This is a genomic window from Streptomyces sp. AM 2-1-1 (genome assembly GCF_029167645.1).
In the GTDB taxonomy this organism is placed as follows: Bacteria; Actinomycetota; Actinomycetes; order Streptomycetales; family Streptomycetaceae; genus Streptomyces.
This window is the reverse complement of the sequence record NZ_CP119147.1, coordinates 333922-353493: the sequence shown is the minus strand read 5'-3', so window position 1 is coordinate 353493 and position 19572 is coordinate 333922. Positions and strand designations below refer to the sequence as shown.

The window sequence follows — 19572 nt, the reverse complement described above, 5'->3', positions numbered from 1 at the left end:
CCCGGCGCGATCAGTTCCCGCGCCGGGCAGTCCGGGGTGTGCGGGCTTTTTCGCGTATGCGGCATCACTGCCGTGGATGCGGGTGATCCAGCGGGCTGATGGCGGGAAATATCCGGTGGAGCGGAATTGAAATTTTCACCTCACTTCTCTCGGTGGGACAGACGTTTTCGCTGGTCAGCGACTTCTTTGAAGAGGAGTTGTCGAAGGGTTGACCGAGGGATGAACGCGCAATAGTTTTCCCCCTGTTGAGTGAGAAGCTTCGCGAGCAGGCGCCGAGATGCGCGAGAATCGCTGCCGTAGGACGCGGCAGGGCTGTCTCGAAAGAAGCGGAAAAGAAGACGCAGGTGCATGCGTGTCGCGCATGAATCGCCCGCGTTTCCCGTCAGCCGGGGCCGCCCAGGAGCCTGACCTCTTGGGTGGCCCCCATTTCCCCCCGTGACGGAATATCGAGCAGCCGTCCACACGTATCCGGAGAGCCGCTGTGAACAGAAGAACATTCCTCTCTGCCGCCACCTTCACCGCGTTGGCCGTCGCCATGGTCCCGGCCATGAGCGGTCAGGCGGTGGGCATGACGGACTCCGCCCCGCAGGACCGGGCCGACGCCCTGCTGGCCAGGATGACGGCCTCCGAGAAGGAGGCCCTCGTACGTTGCGACTTCGCGGCCCTGGCCCACCTGGGCATCCCCGCCCTGACCATGGTCGACGCGTCCGCCGGCCTCCGGGGCGAGAAGGGGGTGACGGCCTTCCCCGTACCCGTCGCGCAGGCGGCGACCTTCGACGAGGAGCTCACCGGCCGGATCGGCCGGGCGATCGGCGCCGAGGGCAGGGGCAAGGGGTACAACAACCTGCTGGGGCCGACCGTGGACGTGACGCGGACCTGGCATTCCGGTCGCCAGTCCGAGGGCATGGGGGAGGACCCGCTGCTCGCCGGCCGCCTGGGAGCCGCCGTCACGGTCGGCATGCAGAGCCGGCAGGTGGTCGCCACCGTGAAGCACTTCGCGGCCTACACGCAGGAGACCAACCGGTTCTTCACCGACACCGAGGTGGCGGACCGCCCCCTCCACGAGATCTACGAGGCGCCCTTCCGCCACGTGATCGCCGCCGCGCCGACGACGTCGGTGATGATGTCCTACCCGAAGGTCAACGGCACCTTCGCGACGCAGAACCCCGCCCTGTTCGACGACCTCAAAAGAGGTATCGGCCTCCAGGGCTACACGGTGCCGGACTTCTGGGCCGGCGACGACCAGGTCGCCGCCGCACGGGCGGGCATGGACCTCGCCGGGCTCGGCCCCGGCGCGGTGACGGTTCCCCAGGGTGGACTCACCGGAGGCGCGATACCGGCCGCGCGACTGCACGACGCAGCCCGCCGCGTCCTCGTCTCGATGTTCGCGAACGGCCTCTTCGACCATCCCGTCCCCGCCCCGGCGGGTGATGTCAGCACCCAGGAACACCGGGACCTCGCCCACGAGGCCGTGATCGCCTCCACGGTCCTGCTCGCCAACCGTTCCTCCGCCCTGCCGCTGACCGCCTCGGTGAAGTCGCTCGCCGTCATCGGTCCCGCCGACACCGACGCGCTGACCGGCGTCGGCGGGTCCAGCTACGTCGATCCCGGTACGTGGGCCACCCCACTCCAGGCCATCCGTGCGCGGGCCGGAAGCTCCGTCACGGTCACCCGTGCCCAGGGCACCAAGGGCGACCTGCCGCTGGCCGTGGTCCCCTCGACGGTGGTGCGCGACAACGCGGGCAAAGCCGGCCTCACCGCCGCGTACTTCGCGGGCGCCGACCCCACCGGGTCTCCGGTGCTGACCAGGACCGACACCGTGGTCGACTTCACCAGCGCACCCGCGGCGAATCTGCCCGCCGTCTGGTCCGCCAAGTGGACCGGCACCCTCCTACCGACCACCACCGGCCTGCACCGCTTCTCCCTGCTGCCCGCCGGTACGGCCACCCTGAAGATCAACGGCAGCGAGGTCGTCTCCGGCACCCGGCAGATGCGCCGCTTCTTCCTCGGACCGTTCGACTACCCGCTCCAGGGGACCGCCCAACTGACCGCGGGCCGTGCGGTGAGCATCGAACTGACCTACACCAACGCCACCGCCGAGGCCGGCACCTGCGGCCTGACCCTGGGCTGGCAACCCGACTCCCTCCTCCCCGCCGCGGTCACCGCGGCGCGAGCGGCCGACGCCGCCGTGGTCTTCGTCAACCGGGTCTCCGGCGAGGCCATGGACCACGCACGACTCGACCTACCGGGCGACCAGAACCAGCTCATCAGCGCCGTGGCGGCCGTGAACCCGCGCACGATCGTCGTCCTCAACACCGACGGTCCGGTGGCCACCCCCTGGCTGAACGAGGTGGAGGCCGTCATCCAACTCTGGTACGGGGGACGGGGTATGGGTACCGCCCTCGCCGCCGTCCTCTTCGGTGACAGCGACCCCTCCGGCCGCCTTCCCGTCACCTTCCCCACCGACGCGACTCAAGGTCCCGGCACCACCCCGGCGACCTACCCGGGCACGAACGGCACGGTCTCCTTCGCGGAGGGCATCTCCGTCGGATACCGCTACTACGACGCCGCGGGGCAGCAACCACGCTTCCCCTTCGGTCACGGCCTCTCCTACACCTCCTTCGCCCACGGCTCCCTGGCGGTGGCCCAGGACCAGGCCGGGGGAGACGTCACCCTCTCCGTGACGGTCACCAACACCGGTCCACGCAGGGGCACGGAAGTCGTGCAGGTCTACGCCACCCTGCCGGCCTCGGCAGCAGCGGAACCCCGCCGGCTGGTCGCCTTCCGCAAGGTCACGCTGGACCCCGCGGGTTCACGACGGCTGACCTTCACCGTCCCGCGGGAGGACCTGTCCGTCCGGCAATCGGGCACCTGGATCCTCGCTCCGGGCCTGTACACCTTCGCCACGGCCCGCTCGTCCCGCCAACTGACGGCACAGCGGAGCCTGACCGTCGGCTGACCGCGTCCCGCACGGCGCCCGGAGGCGGCCACACCCGGAACCCGGGTCCCGGCCGTGCTCCGGGCCACGTCGCCGGACCGGTGCCGGCACGCATTCCACGGCGCACGTACCACTCGTGGGGCGCGGGAGCGCATCGTCCCGCGCCCCGTCCGCCGCGGTTCGTCGCGCCGGTGACCCACGGCACCGTGTGACCCGTCCCTCTTCCTCGATCCGATCCCCGGCACGGAGCGTTCCCATGTCCTCCTCAGCACCCCCGCGCGCCGCCGCACGACGCGGGGCGCGTCGCCGTACCGCGGCAGTCGTCGCCGTCGCCCTCGTCGGCCCGCTATCCGCGTGCGGCAGCGACGTCGGCGCGGGCGACGACACCCTGCGGATCACCGCCAACGTCACCGACCGCGCCTCCATGGACGCGGTGGTCGCTGCCTTCGGCACGCTCGAACCGGATGTCGAGCTGTCCGTGACCTACGCCGAAACGGATCAGCTCCAGAAGAGCCTCCCCACCCGACTCGCCTCGGGTGACGGCCCCGACGTCTTCACGGTGTGGCCGGGCAACGGGAACCCGGCTTCGGTGATGCGTCTGCAGGCGGACGGCCGGCTCCACGACCTCAGTGCGCGCCGGTTCGCCGTGGACCTTCCCCACGACGCCGCCTCGGTCGTTCAGTTCAAGTACCACACCTTCGCCGTGCCGGCCAACTACAGCGGCATCGGCGTCATCTACTCCAAGAGCGCTCTCGCCGCGATCGGCGCCGACACTCCGACGACCTGGGACCAACTGATCGGCCTGTGCCATCGGGCGCGGGAGAAGGGAACCACCCTGCTGGCGCTGGGCAACAAGACCCCCTGGGTCACCCAACTGGTCAGCTACGCCCTCGCCGCCACCACCGTGTACGGCACGTCCCCGGACTTCGACCAGAAGATGAGGGACGGGGACGCGACCTTCGCGGCCTCCGGCTGGAAAACCGCCTTCGAGAAGTACCTGACGATGAACGACGAGGGCTGCTTCTCCGATGACCCCCTCGGTACCACCTACGAGGACACCGTCGCCGACGTGGCCGAGAACAGGGCCGTGGGCGTCGTGCAGGTCGCAAGCAGCCTGTCCGAGATCCAAGCACGCTCTCCCGGACTGGAGCTGGGCATATTCGTCCTGCCCGCCGGGAACGCGCCGTCGCGCACCCGCATGCCGGCCGCCATCTCCGCGGCCTACGGGGTGAACGCGAAAGCCGAGCACATGAAGGCCGCCCTGGCGTTCGCGGACTTCCTCGGCTCGGCCGCCGGGCAGAACGCCTACAACCGCGCCGGGGCCACCTTGCCGGCCATCCCGAACGACGATTTCGACGTCCGGCCCGCACTGGCCGCGACGGCGGAGCAGCAACGGGCGGGAAAGGCCGTGCCGTTCATGGACCAACTCTGGCCCCACCCGGGCGTCCAGGAAGAGCACTTCGCGCAGATAGCGTCGCTCTTCGCCGGCCGCACCACGGTCGAAGCAGCCCTGGCCGCCCTGGACCGCGCGTACGCCTCCGACTCATGAGGGCTCTCTCCGCACTTCCTGGCGGATGGGCGGAGGCCGGGTCCCGCTGCCGCCGGTCTCCCGGACGGCAGCAGGACCGCAGGCCGCGAGGCGTGCGTCAGGGGAAGCCGGTGAGGACCACGCGGGCGGTGTTGCCGGCCCTGAGGTTCCCGTGGCCCGAACGGCACCCGCTCTCGGCGCCGAACTGCTGTCCGGTCCGAGTGGGCAGCCGTCTACACGGTGCCGCGCCGTCGGCGTGCGCGCTCGAACTCGGCGACGTCCGCCATCCAGGGGCCGTGCTCTCCCAGCGCGGCGCAACCGCCGCGGACAAAGGCGCCCACCAGGGTCCGGTACCCGCCGATCCCGTCGACCAGGCCGTACTCGACCCGGTACTCCGGATCCGCGCCGTCCTCGCCCGCGCGCACCGTGGTGACCCGGGCGATCGAGTCGGCGTAGAAGTGGAGTTGGATCCCTTCGCCCCTCTCCTCGTCCTCGATGGTAAACACTTCGTTGTCCCCGGCGGAGCGCTCGCCGACGAACTCCCAGAACTCCGCGGTGGCGGTGCGGGCGTGACCCGAGAGCCACTTCTTCTCGACGCCCTTGTCATCGGTGAACGACAGGGCCGTCTTCCTCACGTTCCCGCCGCTGCCGACGGGGCCGCCGTCAGCCTCCTCGTCATCGTCCATGGGCGCGTTCCTGGAGCGGTCCGCGGCCTCCGAGCACATCAGGGAGGTCACGGAGCGGACCGCGTCGTCGCCGAGTTCCGGGTGCGCACCGCGCACGGCCGCGTCGACCGTCGTCGCCATCCGATTCCAGTCACGCTTGTCGGTGGCGCGCTTGCCCCGTCGCGGATCGCGGCTGATCCGCATCCCGGCGCACGCCTGCTCCGCAGCCGCGATCACCCGCACGACCTCGGGCAGCAGGGCGGGGTCGACGGCGTCGGGTATCCGCCTGGGTACCGTCGCGCCGTGCAGATACTGGCCCGTGTACCGCAGGACCGCGGCGTCCAGGGGACCGAGTACCGTTCCACGCTCGGCGCGACGGCGCTGGGCGTGGTCCTCCTGAGCCCGTTTCGTGTCGGAGGTCTCGGTCGCCGCGCGCATCGCCACGCAGACCTGACCGCGATCGAGCGCATCGATGTCAGCTCCGTGGGCGACGAGTCGACCCCTGTCCCACTCGATGCGCCCGAAGAGCGCGTCGACGTCCGCAGGCGAGGAGAGGAGGATCGGGTCCAGGAGCGCGACGGCGGCGTCCTCGTCGAGCCGGCCCCGGGTCCCGGCCGCGTCGCACAGCGGAAGGACCGCGCTCCACAGCAACAGGTGTCTGGTCAAGTCCGTCCGGATCACCGCGAGATGGGCTTCCCCGATCGGGAACGTGAACGTGCGGGGCTCGTGGTTGGCATCGGCCCCGGCACCGATCATCAGCTTCAGCTCACCGTCTTCACGGACCACGTTCGGTATCCAGCCGCTCCGCCGCGTGAAAACGATGTCTCTCATGGAACCAGTCTTCCCCATGGGAGGGAGCCGACCGGATCCGCCCTCACCTGTCCGACCGGCCGCTTCCGCGCGTACCCCTGCCGGCCCGCAGCGAGCGGGTTCGTCACGGTCGACGTGGGACCAGGCGATCCAGACTCTCCTGGCAGCGGCCCTCACGCCGGCGACGGGACGGGGACGTCCTGGCTCACCGGACCGTCCCGGCTCAGGCCAGGGCTGCGACCGAGATGCCGATGACGATGAAGAGCCAGCCGGTCGTCAGTTCCCAGCGGTGGCGGATCGTGGGCCGGGCGAGCAGCGAGCGCAGCCTCGCGGCGACGACGACCAGGGCGAACCAGTAGGCCACGCCGATGAGGATGTCCAGGATGCCGAGGAAGAAGATCTGCCGGGTCATGGATCCGCCGTCGTCGACGAACTGCGGCAGGATGCTGAGGAAGAACAGCGCGGCCTTGGGGTTGAGGACGTTCGTCAGGAGCCCCTGGGTGAAGCCGGAGCGCCAGCGGGACGCGGCGTGTCCGCTCTCCTCGGCCGGCGTCCCGGCCGGATCGCGGGACCCGTGGTCCACGCCGTTCCCTTCCCCGCCGTCCCTCTTCCGCTCCCGGGCGGCCCGGCGGGCAGTGAGCACCGCACGGACCCCGAGGTAGAGCAGATAGGCCGCACCCGTGAGTTTGATCGCCTCGTAGACCAGGGGCGAGCGGGTGGCGACCACGGACAGGCCGACGGCTGCCGCCAGCATGTGTACGCACAGCCCCGTCTGCGCGCCCAACCCCGCCGCCCGCCCCTTCGCCGGGTGCTCGGTGGCGGAGCGCACCACCACGAGGAAGTCCGGACCCGGCACCACGTACGCCACCAGCACCACGCCGAGGAAACCGGCCAGGTCGACCGACATCAGCTCTCCGCCCGTCCGTCCCCGGGACCGGTGCGGCAGAGCGGGCCCCCGGAGCACCCGGACCCGGTCGGGCCGCCTCGCACACACCCCAGGGCGCACCCACCCGGACATGCGTGAGAACCCTCAGTCCCCGGATGTCGCACGAGGGGCGCGTCGGTGTGAATCATGGGCATCTGGTACCCGCCGACCGACCGCGGCAGGCACACGAGCACGCATGTCCCGAGCCGTATCCGCCCGTCAGTGGCCGGCGAGCCGTTTCACGCTGACCACTCCCGCACCGATCACGGCGTTGAGCACGGCCGTCACCACGGCGTGCAGACGGTTGTCCCGGACACGCCGTCCGCCGGCGAAGCCCCACCCGGCAAGGGCCGCGACGTCGCTGCCCACGGAAATCCGGAGAGCGGTTCGGGACTCCATCGCTCCGGCCGCGGACCGGACGATCAACAGCACCGGTCCGACGGCGCTCGTCAGCAGGGGGTTGCTGGTGACAGGGCGTGGCGCACCTCGCGCCCGGTGGGCCGGCGCCCGTGGGCGACCGGACCACCTGCGGGTCCGCCCTGCGCCAGGCCCACCAGCACGGCCAGCACGGCCAGCACGGCCAGCACGGCCGGCAAGGCGTAGATGCGCTCCCTGAGAGCGCCGGGCGACGAGAGGGGAACGCGCGCGAGCGACGTCAGGTCACCCGGTATCTCCCCAGGTGAAGCGCTCACCCCGCTCACAGCGCACGACCCGGTCCGCGAACCCCTCCCTGACGGCTTCCGCCAGAAAGTCGGAGAGCGGGGACCGCATGACCCCGTACTCCTCGTAGTGGACGGGCAGCACCGTGCGGGGCTGGAGCGTCCGGACGAGTTCGGCCCCCTGCCGGCCGTTCATGGTCACCAGCAGACCGCCGGGCAGAGTGGTCCCGCCGAGGTGGAGAACCGCCAGTCCCACATCCGGGTAGCGGCGTGCGATCTCCCGGATGCCCGGGAACATGAGGGTGTCCCCCGTGACGTAGAGGCGCTGCACCGGTTCGCTCTCCACGGCCCCGAACTCCCACATGCTGCCCATGACCGGTGGCAGCAGCCTGTGGGCCCCTTTCGGTCCGTGCCGGCCGGGGAGGGCCGTCACCCGCACCCGCCGGCCCTCCCGGACGACCGTCTGGGACTGCCAGGTCCGTAGCCCCACCGCACGGGAGAAACCGTGCAGGCCTTGGAGGCGGCGCGACGCGTGCGGTGTGGTGAGGATCGGCAGGTCTCTGCGCAGCCCTCTCCGGGCCCGCCGGTCCCAGTGGTCACCGTGCAGGTGGGAGAGTACGACCGCGTCCAGGCTCGGAAGGTCGGACAGCTCCATCGCCGGATCGTGCAGCCGACGGGACGAGAGTCCGTTGCCGAGGTACGCCCTCTCCCCGCGGTGCAGGAAGTTCGGATCGGTGAGCAGGGTCAGGGGGCCGTACCGTACGAGGAGAGTGGCGTTGCCGATGAAGGTGATGTCCACCTGGTCCGCCGACGGGATGCCGGGCATGGTGACCGCCTCCTGCGGTTGCGGCTGATCGGACGTTACGTACGGGCCACCGGCACGAACCGCTCATCCGCAGAAGGCCGGATACGGCTGTCGCTGGTACGGGGCCCGGAGCCGGTCGTCAGGAGCTTCCGCTGCTCCGTCACTCCTCATCCTCTTCGTCGTCCCTCTCGCCTTCGGCCTGGGAGGGCGTGGCGCTGGTGGGGTCGTCCTGCACGCCGCCGTCGGCGGTCTCGTCGTCCCTCTCGCCTTCGGCCTGGCCGGGGGTGTTCCCACTCATGTTGTTCTCCTTCGTGTGGTTGACGAACGTGGGTGTGTGCGCGGGGGCACGGAAGGGGCTGCCGGCCCTTCCCGCCACTTCCCGGTCGCGGGGTGGTGGGGCCCGCGGCTTCGACGAGCAAGGGCGGATCACGGCCCACAGGCGCCACCCGGGAACCCGGGGCCGTCAGCGACGGAAGAACGGGGCGATGACCGGCAGCCCACCGTGCGGCGCGGACGGCCGGTGCACCACGACCCGCGGCACCCCCGCCCTCCCCCGTCCTCCTCTCAAGCCTGCACCCGGCCACCGTGCCCGGCGAGCCGGACCCCGTGACCAGATTCGTCACGGGCCGATCAGCGACGACGGAGAGCGACACCGAGGGTGGTGACGGGCGGGGGACACGGCTCCGTGGCGTTCCCCGACTCGGCGTCCCGCCGTAATGTCGTCCCGGCGCATCCGCCGTCCCCGCCCGGGCTACGCGCCGCTGTGCGACACCGGACCGGGGTCGGATTCCCCGCCGACCTCGGCATCCTGGCCGCGCAGTCGGGTCTCCACGCGGCCGTCGACGATGCGCGTGTCGAAGGCGGGCTGCGGCGCGGTCGCCGGGCCCTGGACGTTCCAGCCGTCGGAGAGACGGAAGACACTGCCGTGCCAGGGACACCGCACGCACCCGTCCTCGACCTCGCCGTCGGAGAGCGGGCCTCCCAGGTGGCTGCACATGTCGGCGAGGGCGTGCAGCTGTCCACCCTGCTCCCGCACCAGGACGACGGGCACGTTGTCGACGAACCGGCGTACCGGCTCACCGACCGGGAAGTCCGCGACCGCACCGACCTCGTGCCAGCCCGGCTGCACCAGGTCCTGCACCGCTTCGGCATGGTTGGCCCCCGAAGCCTGCCGGTACGCCAGGTGGCCACCCACAGCCCCACCGACGCTCACGACCGAGAGCCCCGCGAGGCCCAGCGCCTTGCCGAGAGCGGTGCGCCCCCGTAGCCGCGCGGCGAACGATCCGGCGTAGAGAGCGACCGCCGTGACGTTCGCCGCCGCGTGCACGAACCCGACACGACGCTGGCGGCTCTGCAGCTCCGCCCAGTCCACCCAGCCGGCCAGAGCGGCCGGCCCCGCGGCGCCGAGGCCCACGCCGATGAGGGCACAGGCCGCCCTGCGCTGTCCGGGAAGCAGGTCGAGCACCGCTGCCGAGAGCCAACTGCCGAGCGGGACCTGGACCAGCAGGGGGTGCACGGGGTGGCCCAGCCAGCGTCCGTGCAGTGTGTCGCGCAGCGAGCCCAGGGGCAGGGCCCGGACCTTCTCCTGGACCAGGTCGATGGCACCGTCCAGCGCGGTGGTGTGCTCCAGTCGGTCCATGGCCCGGAGGACCGCACCCGGCCCCGCAGGTGAGGGCCGCAGGCGCCTCATCGCTCGTACGGCTGTTCCTTGTGTGGCGGCGCGAGGTGCGTCATCCGGTTCTTTTTCGTTCATGGGTGCCAGGTATCCGTTTGAAGGACCTGGAAACGGTCGTGCTCGGTTGTCATGCGATTGCCCGCCCGGCGCACTCCGGCGGCCGCACCGGGCGGGCCTGCGCGACTGCCGCCCGGTTTCAGGAGGCCTGGGAGAGCGCCGGGGCTGCCCGCGGGGCCGACGGCACCACGAGCACCGGGGCCGGCGGCCGGACCTTCCCGCTCCTCGTTCGACCACCGTGGCGCAGCCCACCGGCGCCGATGGCTCCGGCGATCAGCAGACCCCCGGCGACGAGGGCCGTACGGACGCCCGCGAACTCCATCAGCAGACCCAGCAACGGCGGACCGGCCAGCCCCCACGCGGTTCCCGCGGTCCGCCAGACGCCCAGGACCCGGCCGCGCATCTCCGGTGACGAGCCGGTCTGCAGCACCGTCGCACCCGCCGTGTCGGAGACGGACTCCACGACGGCCATGGGAATGATCAGCAGGACGAGGACGACGAGCCCGGGGGACATGCCGGCGGCGGCCTGCAGCAACCCTCCGCAGGCGGCCATGGCACCGACCATCCGTACCGTCGGACGGAGCAGCCGGCCGGCCAGGAGCGCGCCGAGGACGCCCCCCACGGCCAGCACCGTGGAGACCAGTCCGAAGTCGCTCTCCCGGGCGTGCAACGGCCCGACCACCAGGACGGCCAGGGTCAACTGGTAGTTGCGTCCGAAGACGGAACTGAGTCCGGTGATCCCCGCCAGCGCCACCAGCCGGGGGCGGCTCAGGAAATAGCTCAGGCCGGCACGCGCGCCCGCGGGCACCACGTCGCCCGGTGCGCGGCGTACGCCCTCCCCAATGGCGGGGGTCTCGCCCTCCTGCACGGGCCGGGCGCGTGCCGCGGGCCTGAGCGTGGGGATGACCGCGGCGACCACCAGGAAGGAGATCCCGTTCGCCAGGTAGGCCGACGACGCGCCCAGCGTCCCGACCGCCACGGCGGCCAGCGCCGTCCCGGTGAGCCGCCCCGCACTGTGCACCATCGAGCCCAGCGAGATCGCGGAGGGGAGGTCCTTCTCCGGCACCAAGTCGTTGCCGAGCAGCGCCGTGGCGGGCCCGTCGATGGTGTTCACGACGCCGGTGACCGCGGCGAGGAGGAGCAGGACGGGCATGCTGAGCAGGTCGAGGCCGATCAGGGCCGCCGTGGAGAAGGCGACCAGCCCGAGTACGCCCTGGCTCACGGCCGCGGTGACCTTACGGGGCCACCGGTCGACGGCCGCGCCACCGAAGACACCGAGCAGCAGGCCGGGTGCCGCCTGCACGGCCAGGGAGAGGCCGGTGGCGGCGGCGGAACCCGTGACCTGGAGAACCAGCAGGTTCTGCACGGTCAACTGCATCCACGTACCGGTGTTCGACACCAGGTTGGCGGCGGACCATCGGCGCATGCTCGGGGTGCGCAGACAGCGCCAGGGGCTGCTTCCGCCGCGCCGGCGACGCGGCGCGTGACCGGCGAAACGGCGTGCGAAAGGGCGGCCGGTGGCGGCCGACTGGACGTGGACATGGGGCGCGGGCACAGCGCAGCACCTCTCGGAGGGGGCCGGGAGCAAGACACACGGCGGCCCCTGCGGAGCGGCGAAGTGAGGTCCTGGATGCCGGGAAGGGCGGGGACCCTCGGGGGTCGGGCCTGCCGTCCGGCGCACCTCATCTTCACAAACGCTTCCCCGTGGGGGAAACGCACCGGCCGGACGACCGCCCGCACCGACCGCCGAGCGACCCCAACTCCGCTTCCTGCCAGAGGACTCGGGGACCCGGTGGCGTTCCTCACACGGGGCCTCGGAATCCCGGTGCACACCTCGTGACCGACCGTGACGCCGACGTCTTGCCGGGGCGACGGCAGCAGGCGGGTGAGTGGCCGGATGGGGAGGGCTTGGCGCCGGAACCCGGGCCGGGGCCCGGCGGGAGCCCACCCGCCGCCCCACCGCACTGAGGGTCTCCCCCCGACGGAGCACGCACCGGGGCGGCTGCGGTACACCGGAATGGCGCAGAGGGCCGCGCACGGCACGAGTGGCCCGGCGGTCACCGAACGTCACCCCACCCCCGGATCTGTCCGGGCGCAACCGCTACGGGCTCTCGCACAGCAGCCTCGCGGAGAGGGTCGCGGCGTGGGCCAGATGCTTGAGGGACGGGGCGGCCGGCCACGCACCGCTCCCGGCGTCGGTGAGCAGCAGCTGCCCGGCGTGCTCACCCGGACCGCGCTCGCCGCACGCGAGGGCAATCGCTTCACCACCTCCCCCCACGCGCGCAACCCGGATCCAGCGGGTCCGTCCGGCATGGCAGTCGGCCGATTTCGGCGTCAGAGGAGCGTCAGAGGAACGAACGAGCGCGGCAGCCTGGGCCTCGGACGTCCGTCCCGGCCGCTCGTACGATGACCTTGCCCTGGTTCTCGCCCCGCAGCATCCCCAGGAACCCGTTCACGATGCCGCCGAAGCCGTCGATCACGTTCTCGTCGAGCAGGATGCGTCCACTCTGCAGGTGCGGCACCACGAACTCGTACAACTCGTCCTGCACGTCGCGGTAGTTGCGAACGAGGAAGCCCTCCATGCGCAGGCTCTTCTCCACGATGTCGGGAAGGTTGCGCAGGGCGTAGGGCGCGCCGGTGCTGTTGTACTGGGCGATGGTGCCGATCCGCACGATCCGCCCGTACTCACGCAGCGAGGAGATCGCCGCTTCGAGGTGTTCGCCGCCTACATTGTCCACGTAGAGGTCGATTCCGTCGGGTGCCGCGTCGGCGAGCAGCTCGGCCGCCGGTCCTGAGTGGTAGTCGAAGACCTGGTCGTAGCCGACGTGTTCCGTGAGGTAGGCGGCTTTCTCCGGTTTGCCGGTGCTGCCGACCAGCCGCCCCGCGCCCATCAGCCGGGCGAGTCGGCCGGTGGCCGTGCCCACGCCGCCGGCAGCGGCCGAGACGAACAGGTCCTGCCCCTCGCGGAACTCGGCGATGCGGGTCAGGCCGACGTAGGCGGTCAGGCCGGTGCCGCCGAGGATGCTCAGGTGTGCGGAGAGGGGTACGCCGTCGAAGTGGGGGACAGCACGCGCCTCTTCGGGAGAGACGACGCTGTGGGTGCGCCAGCCCTGTCGGTGGAAGACGATCTGGCCCTCGTCGAACGCCGGATGGCGGGACTCCACGACCCGGCCGATGGTGCGGCCCTCCAGGGGAGCGTTCAGAGCGAAGTCCGCGTCCATCATTTCGCGGTGGTAGGGGTCCACCGACCAGAAGAGGTTCTCCACCAGCGCCGTTCCGGGCAGAGGCGCCGGCATCGGAGACTCGACGAAGGTGAAGTGGCCCGGGGTGGGGAAGCCGTGGGGGCGGGCGGTCTGGTGCACGGTGAGCGCGGTCTCGGTCATGACGGTGACCGTACGGAGGAATGCGGAGACCGGGGAGAGGGTTGCGCTCATGGAACGAGCTGATCCATGAAGGGTCCTCATAGAAGCAGACGGGACACCCCATGACAGCTGCAGTCCCCGCGGTCATGACGACTGCCGCCCGTGATCTCGCCCCGCACGAGCTCCGCATACTCGTGACCGTCGACGACGAGCGCGGGTTCTCCGCCGCGGCCAAGGCGCTCGGACTGACCCAGTCCGCCGTCTCGCACTCCGTACGCGGGATGGAACGCAAGGTCGGAGCGGTCCTCTTCGAGCGGGGCCGTAGGGGTGCCACGCCGACCGCAGCCGGTACCGTCGCCGCGGCCCATGCACGCCGGGTCCTGCGACTCCTGGACAACCTCGCCTCGGAGGCCCGCGGCGCCGAGCGCGGCACGGTCACCGGCCCGCTGCGCATCGCCGCCTTCCGTAGCGCCGCCCTCTTCCTGCTGCCGCCCGTCCTGAAGCGCCTCACCGCCCGTTACCCCGGCATCGAGCCGGAGGTGCGTATCGTCCGTGAACTGGGGGCGGGTACCGCCGGCGAGGTAGCCGAGGGCCGCGCGGACGTGGGCATCGCGACGATCGGCGCCACCTCACCCGTGCCCGCCGGGCTCGTCGGCGATGTACTCATGGAGGAGCCCTACTCACTGGTGCACCCGGTCGGCCACCCCGCCCCACGCTCCCTGCCGCTGGTGGACTGGCACGAGAACTGCGGCTCCTACACCCGCCGGTGGTGGGCCGGACAGGAGTGGATCCCGGAGGCGACCATACTCACCGAGGACGACGGAGCGGTGCTGTCCCTGGTGAGCCGAGGTCTCGGTATGGCGATCATGCCGGCGCTCGCGCTGAACGAGGCGCCGCACGGGATCGAGGTCACCGACCTCGGGCCCGAGCGCCCGACCCGTTCCGTCGGCTACGTCACCACTGCGGAGATGGCCCACAGCGTCTCCGTCCGCGCCCTGATCCGAGAACTGAGAGCGGCCCGCCCCTGAGGCAAGGCTCCCCGCGTCGGAGCGAGTTCCCGTGTCGTGGCCGAGGTCACCGCCCTCATGATCTTCGGGCCCCGGCACCTGCGTCACCGTCGGTGGGTACCGAACGCCCCTTTCAGGGACCCGGCCGCACCGGCGGCGGGCAGCACGCCCCTTCACGGAGCGGTGACGATGAAGGGCCCTCACCGTCACCGCTCCTGTGAAGCCCGCGTCGCCGGGGCGAGGAGACCGGTCTCGCTCGGATCGGCCGCCGGTGTGAACACGTCACCGACGGCGCGTTTGAAGTCGGGGCACTCGACGATCGGTTCGTGGGCGCAGACGGCCGCGTGGCGGAGACTGTCGCGGAGCCGCGTGAGTCTGCCGACCTGCTCGTCGAGATCATGTGCCCTGGCCGCCATCCGTGCGCGCAGGTCCGCGTCGGTGGGTCGCGCGGTCACGAACCGGCCGATCTCGGCGATCGAGAACCCCGCGCTCCGCGCGCAGGTGATCAGTGCCAGCCGCTCCAGTACCTCCGGCGTGTAGGTGCGGCGCAGCCCGTTACGGCCGGCAGCGGCGATCAGCCCCTTCTTCTCGTAGAAGCGCAGTGCCGAAGGCGCCAGCCCGGATACCTCGGCCACCTCGGCGATGTCCAGCAGTGATGCGTCCACTCAACCTCCTTGACTTGAAGCGCAGTTCAAGTAGCAGTCTAGTCGGCATGGAAATCCACCACTTGAACTGCGGATCGGTTCTGACGATCGAAGCCACCTACGACGGCCCGAAGCCCGCAGCTGCCGTGAACCACTGCCTGTTGATAGAGACCGACACTGCCGGCCTCGTGCTGGTCGAAACCGGCCTCGGCCTCGGCGACGTCCGGGATCCGCACGGCACCCTCGGTGCGGACTGGGTGGCGATGGCGCAGCCGGCGCTCGACGAGGAGGAGACAGCCGTCCGGCAGATAGCCCGACTGGGCCACAAGCCGTCCGACGTGCGGCACATCGTCGTGACCCACCTGGATGTCGACCACAGCGGGGGTCTGCCCGACTTTCCCGGCGCCGATGTGCACGTCCTCGCGTCCGAACTCGACGCGGCCCGCTCCCAGGCTCCCAGCTTCCGCTACCGGCCGGCCCACTGGAAGCACGAACCCCGCTGGGTCACCTACCCCACCGCCCCGGACTCCGGCGAAGAGTGGTTCGGTTTCTCCGCGCTGCAGCCGAAAGGTCTGCCGCACGACATCAAACTCATCCCGTTGGGGGGCCACACGGAAGGCCACACGGGCATCGCCGTCCGGGACGGGGAGCGATGGCTCCTGCACTGCGGTGATGCGTACTACTACCACCGTGAGCTCGAGGTCTCGAGGGAGGTCCACCCGCTGCTCGACATCGTTCAGACCAGTTCGCAGGTCTCCCGCGATCTGCGACTCGGTACGCAAGCCCGTCTACGCGAACTGATCCATGACCACGGCGACCGAATCGAGGTCTTCTCGTCGCACGACCCCTGGGAATTCGCCCGCTACGTCGCCGCCGGCGTCACCCGGACCGGTCGGCCGGGATGAGATCCGGGCCACTCGCCACTCGCTTCTCGGCGGGCCGTTCACCCGACTCAGGAGTGCCCGGAACGTGTCACACGATCTCGCCGACGTGTGGAGGTGGGGGATGGGGGATCGCCGGTGACAGGATCCGGCCGTTGTGAGGGTGTAGGTACTCGCCCCTGGACGATGATCCGGCTGCTGATCGAACCGGTGCCCCCACCGTTGTGCCCGCGGGCTGGCCGGTGACCGTGGTGTCGGCCGTCCTGATCGTGGTGTTCGGGCCCGCTCCCGAGCACCGCGAACAGCGCTCTCGCCACACGCCCTGACGTCCACACCCGACCGCGGGTGCCGTCGCATTCGAGCGCGGTCATGGGTCAAGGGCGTTCTCCGTGCACGCCCGAACCAGCCCACCGACCTTATTGAGCGTTCGCTCAAATCGAGATATCTTTCGTTTTGAGCGAACGCTCAAACTGTGGAGGTGGCCGTGGAGTTGTACGTGGAGACGGTGATCGACGTGGACATGGACGTCCTCTGGGAGCGGACTCAGGACCCGGTGGCGCACCAGTCCTGGGATCTGAGGTTCACCTCGATCTCTCACCTGCCCCGCGCCGAGCGGGAGGCGCAGAGCTTCCGCTACGCGACCCGGGTGCTTCCCTTCCTGTGGATCGCCGGCACCGGAGTCAGCGCGGGGGAGCGGCAGCGGCCCGACGGCGCACGCGTCTCGGTACTGCGTTTCGCATCGGATCACCCGCTCTCGCCGCTCGCCGAAGGGAGCGGTTACTGGCGCTACGTCCCCGGGCCCACCGGCATCCGCTTCCTGACCGGCTATCACTACCGCCCGGCCTGGGGTCGGTACGGCGCCGTTGCCGACCGGCTGGTCTTCCGGCCGCTCATGGGATGGGCGACCGCCTGGTCCTTCGACCGGCTGCGACTGTGGTGCGAACGCGGGACCCACCCGCGCGTCGCCCTCGCCCGGGCTCTTGGCGAGTGCGCCCTGCGCCTGGCCCTGGTCCTCGCCGTCCTGTTCGCGTCTCCCGTCGCCCCGCTCGCTCTCGCGGGGGGCACCGCCGCCCTCGTCGCCCTGTTGCCTCCGCTGCCCGGCACTCCCGCTGCACGCCGCTGTCGACGCACGCCTCCCGGGCGCATCCGCGCCCCCCGACTGCTCGCCACCCTGGAGCCTTCGTGACCTCGATCTTCCAGACCCACATGGGCGCCGACTTCGGCCGCCTGCACCCCGAACTCCGGCGGCGCTTCTCCGTCGGGCTCGACAGCGGCGAAGCCTGCGTCGGACGCGGGACGATGGATCGGATCCACCACGGTGCCTTTTTCGTCAAGCCCTTCCTCCGGCTCGGCGGGACGCGGAACATCCTCGTCCCGCGCCAGGGACACCGTGTGCCCTTCGTCATCGAGAATTACCCCTACGCGGATAGCTTCGGCCGTGAGACCGTCACCTTCGTGCGGACCTTCCAGCTGCCCGACGGCCCTCACCGCTTTGACGCCACGATGGTCTTCAACCCCGAGCGCGACTGCGTCCTCGACTACCTCGGTACCCACCAGCACCTCGCCAGCGACCTCCACATGAGCGCCGAACCCGATGGCTCGCTTCTCATCCGCTCCGGTGAGCACCGCTTCCGCGAGGGATTGGTCGACGTACGCGTTCCGTCCCTGATCGGAGGCGAAGCCGAGGTCCGTGAGTCGTTCGACGAGAGCACCGGCCGCTTCCGGATCCGGGTGCGGGTGACGAACCGGCATTTCGGCTTCCTCTTCGGCTACGAGGGCTCCTTCACCGCGGGGTACGTCGACGCGGCGAGCGGACTCCGGGCCGGGCTGCGGCCTGTCCGCGAGGAGGCCCGCGCGTGAGCGCGTCCGGCGGGGCCACCCGCCTCAAACTCCTCGAAGGCGCCCTGCGTACGCTGGTCGAACAGGGCGTCGCCAAGACCTCGGCCCGCTCGATCGCGGCCACCGCCGGGGTCAACCAGGCGCTGATCTTTTACCACTTCGGTTCCGTCGACGAGCTCCTCGCCGCTGCCTGCGTGCACGGCGCCGAGCAGCGCGTCTCCCGCTACCGTGAGCCACTCGCCGCTCTGAACTCCCTCACGGAACTCCTCGCCTTCGCCCGCGCGATGCATGCCGAGGAACGGGCCGCCGGCCAGGTGGCCGTCCTCGGCCAGCTGCTGGCCGCCGGCCAGACCGTGCCCGCCCTCGCGGCCGCGACCTCCGCCGGGCTCGCACTGTGGATCAAGGAGCTGGAGGCCGTCCTGACCCGGTTGCTGGCCGCCACGCCCCTGGACGCCTTCGCCGACTCCGCGGGGCTGGCCCGTGCCACGGCCGCCTCCTTCATCGGCATGGAATTGTACGAGGGCGTCGACCCCGAGGGGGCCGCCCGTGCCCTGGACGCGCTCGAACAGCTCGCCGTCCTCGCTCAGGCGTTGGAAGGGCTCGGACCCCTGACCCAACGTGCAGTCACCCAACGGTTGCGCCGCCGCACGAGAGACTGACCCGGCGTCTCCTCGCCCGGCCGACGCGGCCGACCCGGTGTGCCCACCCGAACGCCGGACCGACGGCTGCGTCCACGCCGGCACCGCCGCCTGCTCCGTCGCTCCGGACGCCGCAACGGGGAAGGCGACCGGTGCACTGCACCGGCGCCACCGAGCAGCACCCGACGTGTCTGACGGTGGCTCGTTCCGCCCGTTCAGGGCCCCTGGGACAGCCTGATCCACACGATAGTGGCCAAGCTTCGCTATAGTGGAGGGCATGGATGACTCCAGCACGTTCTCCAGCGGTCTGTCCATGTCCGAGCTGGGGGCCAGGATCCGGGGGGAGCGACAGGCTCGACACATCAGCCTGGAACGGCTCGCCAAGCTGAGCGGCGTGAGCCAGAGCATGGTGTCCGAGGTGGAACGCGGTGCGAAGACGCCGAGCGTGCTGGTTCTGGACCGCCTGGCGACCGCACTGGGCACCTCCATCGCTCGACTGATGGACGAACCGGTGCGCCCGGGAGTCGTGGTGCTGGCCGGTGACCGGCAGCGCGTGGTCCGGGATCCCGCAGGATGGGAACGGCGGATCCTCTCCCCGGTCCTGCCGGACATCGAATTCGAGTTCATGCGCACCACCCTGGAACCGGGCGTGGACGCGGGAGAGTTCTCGCCGCACGCGCCGGGATCGCACGAGTACGTCGCAGTGGAACAAGGGTGCCTCCACCTGACCGTCGACGGCGTGACCCACCGGCTCCAGGCCGGGGACGCGGCCTATTTCCCCGGCAACCGCCGACACGCTTTCGCCAACGACACTGCCGAAGCGTGCGTGTACTACCTGGCCATGACACTGGCCCCGGCAGCCCAGCCCCACCGCCTGTCAGGAGGGCACGATGCATGACCTGGGGAGTGCGGCCCGTTCGGCGGCGCACCTCGCAGCCGATCACCTGAGGGGCGTTGCCGGGAGACCGGTGTGGCAGCCAGTGCCGGAGAAGGACCGCACATGGCTCGCCCGCCAGACATTGCCCGTCGACGGCCGCCCGCTGGCGGACCTGCTGGACGACGTGCGCGACCGGGTCCTGCCGTATCCCATGGGCAACGGGCACCCCCGGTTCTTCGGCTGGGTCAACTCCCCGCCATCA

The 19572-nt window shown here is 71.0% G+C and carries 17 protein-coding genes and 1 pseudogene; 8 read left to right on the top strand and 10 right to left on the bottom strand.

The window, feature by feature from the left end; translation table 11 throughout:
* Positions 1–481 precede the first annotated feature (481 nt).
* Both PZB77_RS01535 and PZB77_RS01530 read left to right on the top strand, forming a co-directional pair.
* Positions 482–2959: a glycoside hydrolase family 3 C-terminal domain-containing protein gene (locus PZB77_RS01535; RefSeq protein WP_275490688.1), complete on the top strand. Its 2478-nt coding sequence runs from the start codon at positions 482–484 to the stop codon at positions 2957–2959.
* A gap of 235 nt (positions 2960–3194) precedes the next feature.
* Positions 3195–4487 (top strand): ABC transporter substrate-binding protein, encoded by a 1293-nt coding sequence (locus PZB77_RS01530; RefSeq protein WP_275490687.1) that lies wholly within the window; start codon positions 3195–3197, stop codon positions 4485–4487.
* A 212-nt stretch (positions 4488–4699) separates the two neighbouring features.
* Here the strand turns inward: PZB77_RS01530 and PZB77_RS01525 are convergent, their stop codons facing one another.
* The 9 genes and pseudogenes from PZB77_RS01525 to PZB77_RS01485 all read right to left on the bottom strand — a co-directional run bounded on the left by PZB77_RS01525 (position 4700) and on the right by PZB77_RS01485 (position 13445).
* Positions 4700–5962, bottom strand: coding sequence for a DUF6357 family protein (locus tag PZB77_RS01525; RefSeq protein WP_275490686.1), 1263 nt, complete (start codon positions 5960–5962; stop codon positions 4700–4702).
* 202 nt (positions 5963–6164) lie between these two features.
* Positions 6165–6848 carry a LysE family translocator gene (locus PZB77_RS01520; protein ID WP_275490685.1) on the bottom strand — a complete coding sequence of 228 codons (684 nt, stop codon included), beginning with the start codon at positions 6846–6848 and terminating at the stop codon, positions 6165–6167.
* Between the two features lie 237 nt (positions 6849–7085).
* Positions 7086–7235 carry a hypothetical protein gene (locus tag PZB77_RS01515; protein ID WP_275490684.1) on the bottom strand — a complete coding sequence of 50 codons (150 nt, stop codon included), beginning with the start codon at positions 7233–7235 and terminating at the stop codon, positions 7086–7088.
* Positions 7236–7315: 80 nt separating this feature from the next.
* Positions 7316–7558, bottom strand: a complete 243-nt coding sequence (locus PZB77_RS01510; protein WP_275490683.1) for a hypothetical protein — start codon at positions 7556–7558, stop codon at positions 7316–7318.
* A complete protein-coding gene (locus tag PZB77_RS01505) occupies positions 7527–8351 on the bottom strand; it encodes an MBL fold metallo-hydrolase (RefSeq protein ID WP_275490682.1) in 825 nt (274 codons plus the stop codon). Before PZB77_RS01505 ends, PZB77_RS01510 begins: the two co-directional genes overlap by 32 nt.
* A gap of 139 nt (positions 8352–8490) precedes the next feature.
* Entirely contained in the window at positions 8491–8628 is a 138-nt protein-coding gene (locus PZB77_RS01500; protein WP_275490681.1) for a hypothetical protein, read from the bottom strand.
* 453 nt (positions 8629–9081) lie between these two features.
* Entirely contained in the window at positions 9082–9969 is an 888-nt protein-coding gene (locus tag PZB77_RS01495) for a Rieske (2Fe-2S) protein (RefSeq protein WP_275490680.1), read from the bottom strand.
* Positions 9970–10201: 232 nt separating this feature from the next.
* Positions 10202–11518 (bottom strand): annotated as a pseudogene (locus PZB77_RS01490) (MFS transporter); the annotation flags it as partial.
* Between the two features lie 889 nt (positions 11519–12407).
* Positions 12408–13445 (bottom strand): NADP-dependent oxidoreductase, encoded by a 1038-nt coding sequence (locus tag PZB77_RS01485; protein WP_275495877.1) that lies wholly within the window; start codon positions 13443–13445, stop codon positions 12408–12410.
* A gap of 101 nt (positions 13446–13546) precedes the next feature.
* Between PZB77_RS01485 and PZB77_RS01480 the strand changes: the two genes are divergently transcribed.
* Positions 13547–14452 (top strand): LysR family transcriptional regulator, encoded by a 906-nt coding sequence (locus tag PZB77_RS01480; protein WP_275490679.1) that lies wholly within the window; start codon positions 13547–13549, stop codon positions 14450–14452.
* A gap of 185 nt (positions 14453–14637) precedes the next feature.
* Here PZB77_RS01480 and PZB77_RS01475 read toward each other — a convergent pair whose 3' ends face one another.
* Positions 14638–15096, bottom strand: coding sequence for a MerR family transcriptional regulator (locus tag PZB77_RS01475; protein ID WP_275490678.1), 459 nt, complete (start codon positions 15094–15096; stop codon positions 14638–14640).
* Positions 15097–15143: 47 nt separating this feature from the next.
* Between PZB77_RS01475 and PZB77_RS01470 the strand changes: the two genes are divergently transcribed.
* The 5 genes from PZB77_RS01470 to PZB77_RS01450 all read left to right on the top strand — a co-directional run bounded on the left by PZB77_RS01470 (position 15144) and on the right by PZB77_RS01450 (position 19331).
* Entirely contained in the window at positions 15144–15980 is an 837-nt protein-coding gene (locus PZB77_RS01470) for an MBL fold metallo-hydrolase (RefSeq protein WP_275490677.1), read from the top strand.
* Positions 15981–16440: 460 nt separating this feature from the next.
* On the top strand, positions 16441–17142 hold the full coding sequence (locus tag PZB77_RS01465; protein WP_275495876.1) for a hypothetical protein: 702 nt from the start codon (positions 16441–16443) through the stop codon (positions 17140–17142).
* A complete protein-coding gene (locus PZB77_RS01460; protein ID WP_275490676.1) occupies positions 17139–17816 on the top strand; it encodes a DUF4166 domain-containing protein in 678 nt (225 codons plus the stop codon). The genes PZB77_RS01465 and PZB77_RS01460 overlap by 4 nt, the downstream gene beginning before the upstream one ends.
* Positions 17813–18454: a TetR family transcriptional regulator gene (locus tag PZB77_RS01455; RefSeq protein ID WP_275490675.1), complete on the top strand. Its 642-nt coding sequence runs from the start codon at positions 17813–17815 to the stop codon at positions 18452–18454. Before PZB77_RS01460 ends, PZB77_RS01455 begins: the two co-directional genes overlap by 4 nt.
* Before the next feature lie 256 nt (positions 18455–18710).
* Positions 18711–19331 (top strand): XRE family transcriptional regulator, encoded by a 621-nt coding sequence (locus PZB77_RS01450; protein WP_275490674.1) that lies wholly within the window; start codon positions 18711–18713, stop codon positions 19329–19331.
* Positions 19332–19572 lie beyond the last annotated feature (241 nt).